The organism is Nocardia nova NBRC 15556 (genome assembly GCF_001613005.1).
Taxonomy (GTDB): domain Bacteria; phylum Actinomycetota; class Actinomycetes; order Mycobacteriales; family Mycobacteriaceae; genus Nocardia; species Nocardia nova.
Window position 1 is genome coordinate 66,497 of record NZ_BDBN01000044.1, and the last position, 13,825, is coordinate 80,321.

Annotated in this window: 10 protein-coding genes; 5 read left to right on the plus strand and 5 right to left on the minus strand. The window is 69.2% G+C overall.

The window, feature by feature from the left end; translation table 11 throughout:
• Window positions 1–21: 21 nt before the first annotated feature.
• A complete protein-coding gene (locus NN2_RS18675) occupies window positions 22–693 on the minus strand; it encodes an NUDIX hydrolase (RefSeq protein ID WP_082857083.1) in 672 nt (223 codons plus the stop codon).
• A 146-nt stretch (window positions 694–839) separates the two neighbouring features.
• Between NN2_RS18675 and NN2_RS18680 the strand changes: the two genes are divergently transcribed.
• Genes NN2_RS18680 through NN2_RS18690 form a run of 3 tightly spaced genes read left to right on the plus strand, consistent with a single transcriptional unit; the run spans window position 840 to window position 5,779 of the window.
• Entirely contained in the window at window positions 840–2,189 is a 1,350-nt protein-coding gene (locus NN2_RS18680) for a GlnX family signal transduction membrane protein (protein ID WP_063015253.1), read from the plus strand.
• Window positions 2,186–3,157 (plus strand): glutamate ABC transporter substrate-binding protein, encoded by a 972-nt coding sequence (locus NN2_RS18685; RefSeq protein ID WP_063015254.1) that lies wholly within the window; start codon window positions 2,186–2,188, stop codon window positions 3,155–3,157. The genes NN2_RS18680 and NN2_RS18685 overlap by 4 nt, the downstream gene beginning before the upstream one ends.
• Before the next feature lie 3 nt (window positions 3,158–3,160).
• Entirely contained in the window at window positions 3,161–5,779 is a 2,619-nt protein-coding gene (locus tag NN2_RS18690) for a serine/threonine-protein kinase (RefSeq protein WP_082857085.1), read from the plus strand.
• Between the two features lie 7 nt (window positions 5,780–5,786).
• On the opposite strand, the gene NN2_RS18695 is transcribed toward NN2_RS18690, so the two are convergent.
• On the minus strand, window positions 5,787–6,983 hold the full coding sequence (locus NN2_RS18695; protein WP_063015255.1) for an acetate kinase: 1,197 nt from the start codon (window positions 6,981–6,983) through the stop codon (window positions 5,787–5,789).
• A 73-nt stretch (window positions 6,984–7,056) separates the two neighbouring features.
• Window positions 7,057–9,138, minus strand: coding sequence for a phosphate acetyltransferase (gene pta, locus NN2_RS18700; protein WP_063015266.1), 2,082 nt, complete (start codon window positions 9,136–9,138; stop codon window positions 7,057–7,059).
• 176 nt (window positions 9,139–9,314) lie between these two features.
• Here pta and NN2_RS18705 point away from each other — a divergent pair, with 176 nt between their 5' ends.
• Both NN2_RS18705 and NN2_RS18710 read left to right on the plus strand, forming a co-directional pair.
• On the plus strand, window positions 9,315–10,106 hold the full coding sequence (locus NN2_RS18705) for an LLM class flavin-dependent oxidoreductase (protein ID WP_063015256.1): 792 nt from the start codon (window positions 9,315–9,317) through the stop codon (window positions 10,104–10,106).
• Window positions 10,107–10,157: 51 nt separating this feature from the next.
• Window positions 10,158–10,667 carry a nitroreductase/quinone reductase family protein gene (locus tag NN2_RS18710; RefSeq protein WP_063015257.1) on the plus strand — a complete coding sequence of 170 codons (510 nt, stop codon included), beginning with the start codon at window positions 10,158–10,160 and terminating at the stop codon, window positions 10,665–10,667.
• Window positions 10,668–10,671: 4 nt separating this feature from the next.
• Here the strand turns inward: NN2_RS18710 and NN2_RS18715 are convergent, their stop codons facing one another.
• Both NN2_RS18715 and fgd read right to left on the minus strand, forming a co-directional pair.
• Window positions 10,672–13,014 carry a serine/threonine-protein kinase gene (locus tag NN2_RS18715; protein WP_063015258.1) on the minus strand — a complete coding sequence of 781 codons (2,343 nt, stop codon included), beginning with the start codon at window positions 13,012–13,014 and terminating at the stop codon, window positions 10,672–10,674.
• 173 nt (window positions 13,015–13,187) lie between these two features.
• Window positions 13,188–13,825 (minus strand): glucose-6-phosphate dehydrogenase (coenzyme-F420) (gene fgd / locus NN2_RS18720; RefSeq protein ID WP_063910802.1); only part of this gene is annotated, 638 nt, incomplete at its 5' end.

Here is a 13,825-nt window from a genome sequence, read left to right on the forward strand (position 1 = left end):
ACGGCTATTCACACACGGCGTTCAGCCCAGCACCTGGTCCAGGGTCAGGACCAGCGTTTCCTCGTACCGCACGAATCCGCCGGATCCGTTCTCGCGCTGCGCGATCCGGGCGGTCGGCGCGGCGGAGTCGTGGGCGTCCAGCCACAGGAATCCGCGATCGGCGAGGTCGACCGTGCGCGGCAGCGCCGCCGCGATGGCGGCCGCCTCGGCGAGGCCGTCGAGTTCGAGCCGGGCAGCGGCCGCCCGCAATCCGGGCCATGCGGCGGCGAATCCGGGATGCAGCGGCCGGGCGTCGACCTCCTCCTCGGGAACCCACGCCAGCTCCGCACTTTCGCGATTTGCCGTGGTAGCCAAGGTTTCCGACACATCGGCCACCACGGTGGTGTAGGTCCAGCCGGAGTCCGCGGTACTCGTCACCCGGCTGCCGCGCACCCGCACCGCATCCGGATCGATTCCGGCTTCTTCCTGCGCCTCGCGCACCGCAGCGTGCACGCTGGTCTCATGACTGTCGCGTGCACCACCGGGCAGCGCCCACGTTCCGCCCTGATGGCTCCACGGCGCCCGATGTTGCAGCAGCACCAGTGCGCCGCCGCCCTGCCGGGGTGCCCGCAGCAGCAGTCCGGCGGCCCCGAACAGGCCCCACTGCCGCGTCCCATCGGGGCTTTCCAAGAAGCCGTCTCCGTCACCGCGCATGCTCCGCCTCGTCCCGATCCGCGCCGGCGTCCTGATCGCCGGCCTCCGGGTACCGCCGTCGTGACCGACACATATCGGGCGGTACCGGTACGACCACAATAAGCTCAGTCCGCACAATGCAACCCGCTGAACGAACGGAGGTGGGCATGGCTCGAATCGGGCATTCGCAGCTCGACGAGCTGTCCCCCCGGGCCGCGGCGGCCGCCGTGCGCAGCCGGCTCGACGCGACCGATGTCCGGGCGTTCGCGCGCTCGTCCCCCGCCCGGCTGATCGCGCTGGGCCTGCTGCTGCTCGGGCTGTGCCTGGTCGCGGGCGCCGTGACCTCGGGCGAGGTGGGCAACCGCCAGCACGCCCTGGACTATCTGCTCGACGAGGCCGAACCCGACGCCAATTCCGCCCAGCATCTCTACACCTCGCTGTCGGTGGCCGACGCGGCCGCCGGCACCGCCTTCATCTCGGGCGGGCTGGAGCCGAAACCGGTGCGCGATCGCTACGACCAGGCGGTCGGTGAGGCCGCGGCCGAACTGGTGGCCCAGTCCGACAACGCCGGGACGCCCGGCTCGGCCACGCCCGACGCCGACACCCGCCTGCGCACCGGTGTGGCCACCGAACTGCCGGTCTACACCGGGCTGATCGAGACCGCACGCGCCAACAATCGCGAAGGCCATCCCGTCGGCGCCGCCTATCTGAGTGAGGCGTCGAATCTCATGCAGACCACCATGCTTCCGACCGCACAGGAGTTGCAGGAGCACCGGTCCGCGGCGATCGCGGCGACCCAGCGCCGGCACGTGCGGCCGCCGTGGGCGGCGATCGTACTGCCGATCCTGACCCTCGCCGCACTGGTGGCGGCGCAGTTCTATCTGGCCCGGCGCTGGCATCGGGTGCTCAATCCGGGGCTGCTGGTGGCCTCGGGCATTCTGCTGATCCTGCTGGCCTGGACGGTGATCGCCGGATCGTTCTCGGCGGTGGCGACCAGCTCGGGACGCGACGACGGCGCGGTCCCGGGCGCACAGCTGACCGAGAGCCGCATCCTCGCCCAGCAGGCGCGCGCGGCGGAGACGCTGAAACTGGTGCGCCGCGATGCCAGCGGCGACTACGACCACACCTACGACACGGCCACCGCGCGGCTCGACGATCTGCTCACCCACTATCCCGGCGACGCACCGGGGGCCGACGATGTGCGCAATGCGCATGCGGCACTGGGCCGTTGGCGCTCGGCACATCAGCGGATGAACGACGCGCTGGGCCGCGGCGATTTCCCGGCGGCCACCGTGGTGGCGATCGGCGCGGACCCGGCGCAGGCCAGCGCCGCCGTCGACACCCTCGACACCGCGCTCGCCGCCGGCATGGGGGAAACGCGAAATACGTTGCGCGGGGAGATATCCGATGCCGCGCGTGCGCTGGATTTCCTGGCGCCGGGCGCACTCACGCTGGCCGCGCTGACGGCGGTGTTCGTGGTGGCCGGGTTGTGGCCGCGTTTGAGGGAGTACCGATGAGGGCGAGGCGGGTCGCGGCAGCGGCATTGGCGGCATCGGCTCTGCTGGCCGGGGGCTGCGGCGGTGCGCCGGCCACCCCGCGCACCGGCGGCAGCGGCAATTACACCGAACCGCCACTGCCCGCCAATGCCGTTGTGACACAACCGCAGTCGGCCCCCGCATCCGATCTCGAACCACAATGCGGCAATCCCACCGCCAGCCTGCGTCCCGGCGCCGACCACGGACCGGCCCTCGACGCCGTCCGCGCGCGCGGGCGCCTGCTGGTCGGCCTGGACCCGGGCAGCAATCTGTTCAGCTTCCGCGATCCGATCAGCGGCACCCTGGCCGGATTCGACGTCGACGTCGCCGCCGAGATCGCGCGCGATCTGTTCGGCGATCCGCGCCGCATCGAATACCGGATCCTCGGCTCGGCGGATCGCGAACGGGCACTGCAGGATCACAGCGTCGACGTCGTGGTGAAGACCATGACCATCACCTGCGATCGACGTCAGCGCGTGGACTTCTCCACCGCGTATCTGATGTCGCATCAGCGCGTGCTGGCCGTGAAGGGCTCCGGCATCGGCTCGATGGCGGATCTGGCCGGCAAACGCGTATGCGCGGTGGGCGGCACCACCTCCCTCGACCGGATTCGGCACATCCAGCCGACGGCCGCGATCATGACGGTCCCGACCTGGGCGGACTGCCTGGTGGTGTTGCAGCAGCGCCAGGTCGACGCGGTCAGCACCGACGACGCGCTGCTCGCCGGGCTGGCGGCGCAGGATCCCTACGCCGAGGTGGTCGGTCCCGCCCTCAGCGACGAACCCTACGGCGTCGGCGTGCCGAAGGGGAACGACGATATGGTCCGATTCGTGAATGCCACCCTGCAGCGGTTGCGCACCGACGGGACCTGGGATCGGCTCTATCAGCATTGGCTGGCGCCCGCGCTGGGTCCCGCGGCCGGACCGCCGGAACCGACCTATCGGGACTGATCGATGTCCGAACACCACGCATTCTCCGAATCCGATCCCCCGCCGACGTCGCTCACCTCCACCCCGGATACCGGCGACAATCCGACGACACCGCAGCCCCGCCGTGCCCCGGAACCGCCGCCGACCCAGCGAACTCCCGGGACACGGCACCGCCCCCGGACCCGGCACATTCCCGAGCCCCAGCGCACCCCGGCAACTCAGCACCCCCCAGGGCCGCGGAACACCCCCGGCACGCAACGCACCCCAGGGCCCGAACGCACCCCGGAAGTCCAGCGCACCACCGGGACAGAAAACATCCCCGGCACGCAGCGCACCGACGCATCCACGGCCGCAACGCCTTTCACCGGCCCCGACACCGCTGCCGCCGCGACCGGCACCGGAGGTCCCGACACCTCGTCGTATGCGAGCGAGCCGAGTCGCCCCACCGGGCGCAGCGGGCGCACGGTCCGCTCCCGCCCGACCGTGCGCCGCCTGGGCGCCGGCCTGGTGCCGATTCCCACTGTGCCGCAGATGGATCCGATGGTGGCCGTCCTCGCCGATCCGGTGGTGGCCGAGGGGCGGCGGTACTGCTGGCGCTGCGGCCGGCCGGTCGGGCGCACGACGCCTGCCCACGCCGCCACTGCCGTCGGAATCTGCGACAACTGCGGCGCCCCTTACGATTTCCGCCCCTATCTGCGTGCCGGCGATCGAGTCGCCGGACAGTACGAGATCCAGGGCTGTATCGCGCACGGCGGACTCGGCTGGATCTATCTCGCGATCGATCGCAATGTCAGCGACCGCTGGGTGGTGTTGAAGGGCCTGCTGCACGGCGGCGATGCCGAGGCCCAGGCGGTCGCCGTCGCCGAACGGCAATATCTGGCCGAACTGGCCCATCCGAGCATCGTCAAAATTCACAACTTCGTCGAACATCCGGGGCCCGGCGGCTCGCCGATCGGCTACATCGTCATGGAGTACGTGGGCGGACGTTCGCTGCGCGATCTGCTCGACACACATCCGCGGCCGGAGCGGATGCCGGTGCCCGAGGCGATCGCCTACATCCTGGAGATCCTGCCCGCGTTGGAATATCTGCACGCGCTCGAGCTGGCCTACAACGACCTCAAGCCCGACAACATCATGGTCACCGAGGACCAGGTGAAACTGATCGACCTGGGCGCGACGGCTCCCTTCGACTCGTACGGAAATCTCTACGGCACCAAGGGTTTCCAGGCGCCCGAGATCGCCACCACCGGCCCCACGGCGGCCACCGACATCTACACGGTCGGCCGGACCCTGGCGGTGCTGACCGTGAACATCCCGATGGTCGCCGGCCGCTACACCGACGGCATCCCGCATCCGGACATCGAACCGGTGCTGGCTCGGTACGAATTCCTGCATCGGCTGTTGCTGACCGCGACCGATCCCGATCCGGACCGCCGTTTCCCCTCGGCCCGGGTGATGACCACACAGCTCGCGGGTGTGCTGCGCGAAATCCTGGCCACCGACACCGGAACCGAACATCCGCAGCTCTCGACGCTGTTCAGCCCGCCGCGTACCAGTTTCGGCACCGACGAGCTGATCGGGCAGACCGACGTCTACGCCGACGGCGTGGTCCGCGACAAGAGTCTCGCGGCCCGCGATATCGCCGCCGCCCTGCCGGTGCCGCTGATCGATCCGGCCGATCCCTCGGCCGCGCTGCTGGCCGGGACCGTGCATTCCGAACCGGAGCATGCCCTCGACGCGGTGCGGGCCGCGCGGCGCCGAGCCGAGACCGCGCCGGGTGGCGCGCCGGACAGTTTCGCCACCGAGGCCACCCTGGCCGAGGTGCGCATCCACCTCGATCTCGACCAGCCGGCCGCGGCCCGTGAGCTGCTCGGTCGCCTGGGCGTACAGGATTGGCGCACCGACTGGTTCCAGGGCCTGATCGCGTTGCGCGAGCAGGATTACGAACGCGCCTACGACTGTTTCGACGCGGTGCTGTGCGCGCTGCCCGGCGAGATCGCACCCAAACTGGCCATCGCCGCGACCGCGGAACTGGTTCTGCAACAGTGGGATTCGCCGGACCCCGCGCAGTGGCGGCACTGCGCCGAGAAGTTCTACGCGACGGTGTGGCGGACCGACCGCGGCGTGGTCAGCGCGGCCTTCGGGCTCGCCCGGCAATTGGCCGCCGACGGCCGGGTCACCGCGGCGGTGGCGGCCCTGGACGAGGTCCCCTCCGCCTCCCGCCACTACACCGAGGCGCGGCTGACCGCGGTCCTGTTACTCCTCACCGGACACCCCACCGAGCCCGGCGGCACGGAGTCCGAAGGCGGCGGCGATCGTCGACAGGCGCACGTCGGCACCGATCGGCCGGCGGAGTCGACCCTGCACGTCGCCGCGGCGCGGTTGCAGGCGCTGCCCGCCGCGGAACGCCGGGTCGCGCAGCTGCGGGTCCTGGTGCTCGGCACCGCTCTGGCGTGGTTGCAGGCCGGGAACCGCCCTCAGGCGTCCGACCGCACCCTGCTCGGACAACCGTTCACCGAACGCGGGCTGCGGCGGGGGATCGAATCGGGCCTGCGCGCACTGGCCCGCACCGCCCCCGGCCGGACGCACCGGTACGCGCTGGTGGATCTGGCGAACGCGATTCGCGCCAAGAGCTGGTTCTGAGCCCCGTTCAGCCCACCAGCGCGGCCGCCGCGCGGGCGATGGCCAGTTCCTCGTCGGTCGGCACCACCAGCACGGCCACCTCCGCGTCCGGCGGCGAAATACGGCGCGCCGCACGATCTTTCGCGGTGTTGCGCACCGGATCCACCGCGATGCCGAAGCGTTCCAGCCCGGCCAGCGCGTCGGCGCGCACCTGCGCGTTGTTCTCCCCGACTCCGGCGGTGAAGGTGATCGCGTCGACCCGGCCCAGATCCACCAGATAGGCGCCGATGTAATGGCGCAACCGATGCACGTAGACGTCATACGCCAAACGCGCCGCGGCATCGCCGGATTCGATCAGCCCGAACAACTGCCGGAAGTCGTTGACCCCGGACAACCCCTTGATGCCGGAGCGGCGGTTGAGCAGTTCGTCGATGCCGTCGATGTCCAGCCCCGCGGTCCGCGCCAAGTGCAGCGGAATACCCGGATCGATATCGCCGGACCGGGTGCCCATCACCAGTCCCTCCAGCGGCGTCAGTCCCATGCTGGTGTCCACGGCCCGGCCGCCGCGAATCGCCGAGGCCGAGGCGCCGTTGCCCAGATGCAGGACGATCTGGTTGTGCTCGGACGGGTCGCCGCCGAGCAGTTCGGACACCCGCCCGGACACGTACTCGTGCGAGGTGCCGTGAAACCCGTAGCGCCGGACACCGTGCGCGGCGGCGACACCGGCGTCGATGGCATAGGTCTTCGCGGCGTCGGGCAGTCCGTGGAAGAAGGCGGTGTCGAAAACCGCGACCTGCGGGAGATCGGGCAGCAGGGCACGCGCGGAACGGATACCGGTGACGTTGGCCGGATTGTGCAGTGGCGCCAGGGTGGAGAGTTTGTCGATGGATTCCACCACGGCATCGGTGATCAGGGTCGGTTCGTAGAAGACCTCGCCACCGTGCACGACCCGATGTCCGACCGCCGAGAGCCCCTCGCCACTCAGATCGTGACCGCTGCGGGCGAACAGGTCGAACACCACCCGCAGCCCGGCGGCGTGATCGGAGATCTGGCCGGTGTGCTCGAAATTCTTTCCGTCACTGTGATGTTCGACGGTGACCTCGTCCTCGGATACCGGCTCCCCGATGCGCGACACCAGCCCGGACGCCGCCACATGCGCCGAAACCGGGTCCAGCAGTTGATATTTGATCGACGACGACCCCGAATTGATCACCAATACCTGCATCAGCCCCGCGCCTCCTGTGTCCTGCGGGCCACCCGCACCCGGTCGGCACAGCGAGCCGCTGCGCGATGGTCGCTCACCGTGCCTCCTGCTGCTGCGCCTGAATCGCCGTAATAGCCACAGTGTTCACGATGTCGGCCACCAGGGCGCCGCGCGACAGGTCGTTGACCGGTTTGCGTAATCCCTGGAGCACCGGTCCGATCGCCACCGCGCCCGCGCTGCGCTGCACGGCCTTGTAGGTGTTGTTACCGGTATTGAGGTCCGGGAAGATGAACACCGTCGCGCGCCCGGCGACATCGGAATGCGGGAGTTTGGCGCTGGCGACCGTCGGTTCGATCGCGGCGTCGTACTGGATCGGCCCCTCCACCGGCAGCTGCGGCGCGCGCCGGTGCACGAGTTCGGTTGCGGCCCTGACCTTGTCGACATCGGCACCCGAACCGGACTCGCCCGTCGAATACGACAGCATCGCCACCCGGGGCTCGATCCCGAACTGCTGCGCGGTGCGGGCGGAGGAAATCGCGATATCGGAGAGCTGTTCGGAGGTCGGATCCGGCACCACCGCGCAGTCGCCGTAGGCCAGCACCCGATCGGCCAGGCACATCAGGAACACACTGGACACCGTCGAGACGCCGGGTTCGGTCTTGATGATCTCGAATGAGGGCCGAATCGTATGCGCGGTGGTGTGCGCGGCGCCGGAGACCATGCCGTCGGCGATGCCCCGGTGCACCATCATGGTGCCGAAATACGAGATGTCGGCCATGTATTCGCGGGCCCGCTCGACCGTCATTCCCTTGTGCGCGCGCAGCCGCGCGAACTCTTCGGCGAACTCCGCGCGCAACTCGCTGGTCCGCGGATCGAGTACCTGGGCGGCCTCGATATCGACGCCGAGTTCGGCCGCACGGGCACGCACGGTGGCCTCGTCACCGAGGATGGTCAGCTCCGCGATCTTGCGTTGCAGCACGCGGCCGGCCGCCCGCAGGATGCGGTCGTCGTCGCCCTCCGGCAACACGATCCGGCGCGGATCGGCACGAGCTCGTTCCACCAGCTGATATTCGAACATCTGCGGTGTGACCACCGACGGCACCGGAACTTCGATGAGATCCAGCAGCTTCCGGCTGTCCACCCGCTGCTCCATCAGCGCCAGCGCGGTGTCGACCTTGCGCATACTGCTGAGCGAGACCCGCCCGCGGGTGTGGGCGGCGGCACTGGCCGTGTCGAATGTGCCCAGCTGCGTGGTGAGGATGGGCAGTTTCGGCTTGAGGCCCTCCATCAGGCGCGCGATTGCCGGATCCGGCAACATGCCACCGTTCATGATGATGCCCGACAGCGACGGAAATCCCTCCGCCTCGTGCGCGTTCACCAGCGACAGCAGGACGTCGGAGCGGTCGCCCGGCACGATCACCGCGACGCCGTCGCTGAGCCGCTCGAGAATGTGCTCGGCGGTCATCCCGCCGACCATCACCTTCAGCGCCTCGCGCTGCAGCAGTTCCGGATCGCCCGAGTAGACGGTGCCGTCGATGGCCTCGCAGAGTTCGTTCATGGTCGGCGCGGTCAGCAGCGGCACCTCCGGCATCGTCCACGACGGACAGGGCAGCACCCCCATCGCCTTCCGCACGTCCTCGAGCCGCTCGGGATCGCAGCGGTTGACGATGATCGCCATGAGCTGCGCGTGCTCGTGTTCGAGTTCGGCCTCGCAGACCCGGGCGACCTGCACGACCTCCTCGGGGCTGCGTCCGGCCCCGCGCAGCACCAGCAGGACCGGCGCGCCGAGGTTGACCGCGATCCGGGCGTTGTAGCGCAGTTCGCTGGGCCCGGCGACATCGGTGTAGTCGCTGCCGACCACCACCACGGCGTCGCAGACCTTGGCGACCTCGTGGAAGCGCATCACGATCTCACTGATCGCGGCGTCGGGATCGGCGTGCACCTGCTCGTAGGTCACCCCGACCGCCTGGTCGTAGTCGATATCGGCGGTGCAGTGTTCGAGCAGCAGCTCGAGAATGTAGTCGCGGCCGCGGTTGGACCGGGTGATCGGCCGGAAGACGCCCACCCGCGGCGTCGTCGCCGAGAGCATCTGCAACATGCCCAGCGCCACGGTGGATTTGCCGGTGTCACCTTCCAGTGACGCGATGAACACGATGGAGGGTGCGGGTTCGGCCATGATCCCGAGCTTAGTGAGCGGATCCGCGCCCGCGGTCGTCCGCACGGGCGGTGCCGGTGAAATCACATTCGGCTGACTGTGGACCGGTTCTGCAAGCGGGCTCGATGAGTGTTACGGACATACTCGTGCGCTTCTCGACCATTCAACGGCTCACGATCAGCCCATAGTCTCGTCTCATGCAACTCGGAACCTTCCTCCCCACCTCCACTCCCGATCCCCAGCAGCCGATCCTCGGCGATGTCGGCGCCGCGGCGCGGTTCGCCGAGGAGGCCGGGCTCGATTCGGTGTGGTCGACCGACCACCTCGTGGCCAGCGCGCCGATTCTGGAGAGTTCGGTCACGCTGGCGACCGCGGCGGCGGTGACCGAACGGATTCGGATCGGCTACGGCGTGCTGCTGCTCGCACTGCGCCCGGCCGCGTGGGCGGCCAAGCAGATCGGCGCGCTGCAGTACGTGTCCTCGGATCGGCTCCTGCTGGGTGTCGGCACCGGCAATCCCGCCCACGGCGATATCGGCTGGCGAGCGGCCGGGCTGTCGTTCGCCGACCGGGGCCGGCGCACCGACGAGAATCTGCGCGTACTGCCCGACCTGATCGCGGGCCGGCCCGCCGTCCTGCCGGACGGCACCGAGGTCACGCTCGCACCCGGTGCGAAAGTTCCGCCGATTCTGGTGGCCGGCGACGGTCCGCGTGCCCGGCGCCGGGCGGCCGAATTCGCCGACGGCTGGCTCGCGATCGGCCTCGCGCCGCAGGAAGTAGCCACTGCCACAAAGGAAGTGACCGAATTCGCCGCGGAATTCGGCCGGAACACACCGACTGTCTCAGTCGTCACGCCGCTACCCGCCGAACTCGGCGAAGCCCGGGCACTGTTCGACGCCTATGCCGAGGCGGGTGTGGAACACCTGCTCACCGCGCCGCGCGACGGCGACTGGCGCCGGGGCTACGAATTCGCGGCCGCGATCCGGCGGTAAACGCTCTCACCCGCCCTCGCGACTGCGGCCGGAGCCTTAGGATCACTGTCCATGACGGCACAGTTTCCGGATCGGCAGTGGGGTTCGCGGACCGGTCTGCTCGGACGCACCGCGAGCGCGTTCGCCGCGACGAAGTTCGGTTCGCGGGTGGTCCGCACCCTCACCCCGCTGGACCGGAAGGTGTTGCAGCGCACCGGCGCTCGCTACACCGTGCTCGGACCGATCGGCGCGCCGATCGTCCTGCTCACGACCACCGGCCGCAAGTCCGGGCAGCCCCGCACCTCCCCGCTGTTGTACGTCCACGACGGCGACACGCTGTACGTGATCGGCAGCAACTTCGGTCAGTCCAGCCATCCGGCGTGGACCGCCAACCTGCTGGCAGACCCCGAGGCCACCGTAACCCTTGCGGGACAGAGCATTCCGGTGCGCGCACAGCTGATCGAGGATCCGGAGCGTAAGCAGCGGATCTTCGACCGGTTCGTGGAGACGACCGAAGCCTATGCCGCCTACCGCAGCCGCACGACGCGCGATCTGCGCCTGTTCGCCCTGACCCGGGCGTGAGTGTTCACACGATCCGGCTGTGGGACAGATAGGCCCGCCCTGCGAAGGTCCGGATCGGGCTGCTGCCGAAGTCGAGTGACCACACCGGTTGCCGATTCGTTCCGGCCGCGACGACGGTGATGCCGCCCTGACCGCCACGCGCGACGGTGACCACCCTTGATCCATCGGTGGCCCAGGGGACCTGGTTGTCCGGCAGTACACCGCCCTCGGCCGTGTACGCGTCGAACCAGGCGTAGGCGAGCTTGTATCTGTTCTCGAGGTAGTCGGAGCCGGATTTCGTGGTGGTGTCCCAGCGAATCAGAATTTTGCTGCCGATTCCGGCGACGGACACACCGTGGCCGTAACTCGCTTCCTTCGGCAGTTGCCTGGACCAGAGCATGGACCCGGTCGCGGGATCGAAGGCGGCGAGCATGCCGCGGTTCGTCATCACCGGCAGCGCCGGGGCCGTGTCCGGTTCGGCGTAGCGCTTGTCGTTGCCGTTCGGCGCCGGATCGTCACCCTGGGTGGCATACGGCTGGCTCGCCACGACCCGCCAGCCGGGACCGGCACCGGCGCGCTTCGTTCCGTCGAGAGCGAAGAAGTCCGCACCGATCGCGAATCCGCCGGAGTACGCCAGCCAATCCGGAGCCCACACCGTATTCGGCTGAACGTGGTCCGGAGCCACCTGATACACGACCTTCCCGGTTTCGATATTCCGCAATTCGAAACCGGCCTTCGAGAACGGATCACCGGACACGGGATTCTTCTGCAGCGACAGCACACCGGAACCGTGGACCAGGCCCGGCTGAATGTCGTCGGCCTGCCAGAGCACCTTGCCGCTGACGTCCGCGGCGATGACCGAACCCGTCCCGGCCCCTTCGCGCTCGGGTTCGAACGTGGCGAAGGTTTCGCCTGCGGAGACGATTTCGGTGGCGGCCGGCAGGCGGCCGGAGATCACGCCCGCCTGCGTATCGATGAGCAGCGTCGCGTACGAATCCGAATTCACGTCCCGGGTTCCGGCGGCGCTGTCCCCGGCCTCCGTACGGCAGCCGGCGTAGCGGCCCGAGGCCGTGAACACGCACTCGGCGTAGGAGATGTAACCCACACCGACGCTGTGCAACAGCGCACCCGACTCCACATCGATGATGTCGAGTTTCTCGGTGCCGTTGTAGAGCACCACCTTGTCCGTGCCGCCGATCGGGAGCTCCGATCCGTCGGCCGACCACCGCTTCCCGGTGGGTTCGGCACTCAGATCCGGGCTCTGCGGAGTGACCGAGATCCGGGCCAGCGCCCGGGCGGCATCGGTCGGACCGACCTCATCGGAGCCGGCCGACCGCACCACGAAAACCGTCACGATCACGATCACGATCAGGACCGCGATACCTGCGCCCCACCGGATTCCACTCGACGGTGCACCGGTTCGCGGTAGCACCGTCGGTGATTCGGTCTGTGCTTCCGACCGGCCCCGCGACGGTTCGGGCTGTCCCGCGAGCACGGTCGCGATCGCCGCCTGCGGATCGCCCTGCGGCGGGCCGGCAGTGCCGGCCCGCAAGGCCGCACCCAGCGCCGCCGCGAACTCCGACGACGAGGCGAACCGTGCCTCCGGTCGCTTCGCCATCGCCCGCGCGAGGACCGCGTCCACGTCCGGATGCAGGTGCGGACGCGCCGTCCGCACGCTCGGTGGCGTGGCCGTGGCATGCCGCGTGACGACCACGACGGGATTGGCGTCCGCGAACGGCGCGTCGCCTGTGAGCACGTGAAAGACGGTGCAGGCCAAGGAATACTGATCGCTGCGTCCGTCCAGCGGTTGCGCGCTCAGTTGCTCCGGCGACGCATAGTTCAGGGTGCCGATCATGACCCCGGTTCCGGTCAGATCGGAGGCACCCGCGGCGGCCTGCCGGGCGATGCCGAAATCGGTGAGCAGCACGTCACCGTCCCGGCTCAGCAGGATGTTCGCCGGTTTCACGTCCCGGTGCACCAAACCCTGCGCATTCGCGCGATCCAGTGCTCCCGCAACGGTTTCCGCGATCCGGATCACCTCATCGATCCCGAACGGCCCGGTGGCGGCCAGTCGCTGGGCGACATCGACGCCGTCGACCAATTCCATCGCGATCCACAGCCGGCCCTCGTGCTCGCCGCGGTCGTACACCTTCACGATCGCCGGATGTGACAGACTCGCCGCCAGATCGGCCTCCCGCTCGAACCGCGCCCGGTACTCCGGGTCGGCCGCGTACTGGGCCGGTAGTACCTTCACCGCGTCCGATCGCGGTAACCGCGGGTGCCGGGCGACGTAGACCTCACCCATTCCACCGGCGCCGAGCACCCGTTCGATCCGGTAGCCCGCGAACAACTCCCCCGAATACAGCATTACTCCTCCTCGCCGTGAGCACCCTACCGAGTCCGACCGGCCTGCGAGGGACGGACGGACCAGGCGGAACGGACACACAGCGGGCGGCTCCGCACCGTACCGGCCCGGAACGTACGGATGTCACGCTCGGGCGGCCGAGCGTGACATCCGAGGGAGCGGACGCGCGGGAAGGCTCAGAGTGCGCGCAGGCGCGGGGCGAGGTCGCGGGCGAACAGATCCAGGAAACGACGCTGATCGTGGCCCGGGGCGTGGAAGACCAAGTGGTTCAGCCCGGCATCGACATACGGTTTGACCTGCTCGACCGCCTCATCCGGATCGCTGGCCACGATCCAGCGCTTGGCGATCTGCTCGATCGGCAACGCATCCGCGGCCGCCTCCATCTCGATCGGATCGGTGATCGAATGCTTCTGCTCGGCCGTCAACGACAACGGCGCCCAGAACCGCGTATTCTCCAACGCCAGTTCCGGATCGGTGTCATACGAAATCTTGATCTCGATCATCCGATCGATATCGCCGAGCGTACGACCCACCTTCTCCGCGCCCTCGGTCACCGCCGGCATCAACTTCTCCGTGTACAGGTCCATCCCCTTACCCGAGGTGCAGATGAAACCGTCACCGGCCCGGCCCGCATACCGAGCCACCACCGGACCACCCGCCGCGATATACACCGGAATCCCCGCCGGCGGCACATCGTAGATCGACGCGCCGACCGTGTTGTAGTACTGGCCCTCGAAATCGACCCGATCACCACTCCACAACGCGCGCATCAGATCCACCGACTCGCGCAACCGGGCGAAACGCTCCTTGAACT

Excerpts from the sequence above, each read along its gene's own strand:
- NN2_RS18675 (WP_082857083.1), bottom strand. The coding sequence starts at position 693 with ATGCGCGGTGACGGAGACGGCTTCTTGGAAAGCCCCGATGGGACGCGG.
- NN2_RS18680 (WP_063015253.1), top strand. The coding sequence starts at position 840 with ATGGCTCGAATCGGGCATTCGCAGCTCGACGAGCTGTCCCCCCGGGCC.
- NN2_RS18685 (WP_063015254.1), top strand. The coding sequence starts at position 2,186 with ATGAGGGCGAGGCGGGTCGCGGCAGCGGCATTGGCGGCATCGGCTCTG.
- NN2_RS18690 (WP_082857085.1), top strand. The coding sequence starts at position 3,161 with ATGTCCGAACACCACGCATTCTCCGAATCCGATCCCCCGCCGACGTCG.
- NN2_RS18695 (WP_063015255.1), bottom strand. The coding sequence starts at position 6,983 with ATGCAGGTATTGGTGATCAATTCGGGGTCGTCGTCGATCAAATATCAA.
- pta (WP_063015266.1), bottom strand. The coding sequence starts at position 9,138 with ATGGCCGAACCCGCACCCTCCATCGTGTTCATCGCGTCACTGGAAGGT.
- NN2_RS18705 (WP_063015256.1), top strand. The coding sequence starts at position 9,315 with ATGCAACTCGGAACCTTCCTCCCCACCTCCACTCCCGATCCCCAGCAG.
- NN2_RS18710 (WP_063015257.1), top strand. The coding sequence starts at position 10,158 with ATGACGGCACAGTTTCCGGATCGGCAGTGGGGTTCGCGGACCGGTCTG.
- NN2_RS18715 (WP_063015258.1), bottom strand. The coding sequence starts at position 13,014 with ATGCTGTATTCGGGGGAGTTGTTCGCGGGCTACCGGATCGAACGGGTG.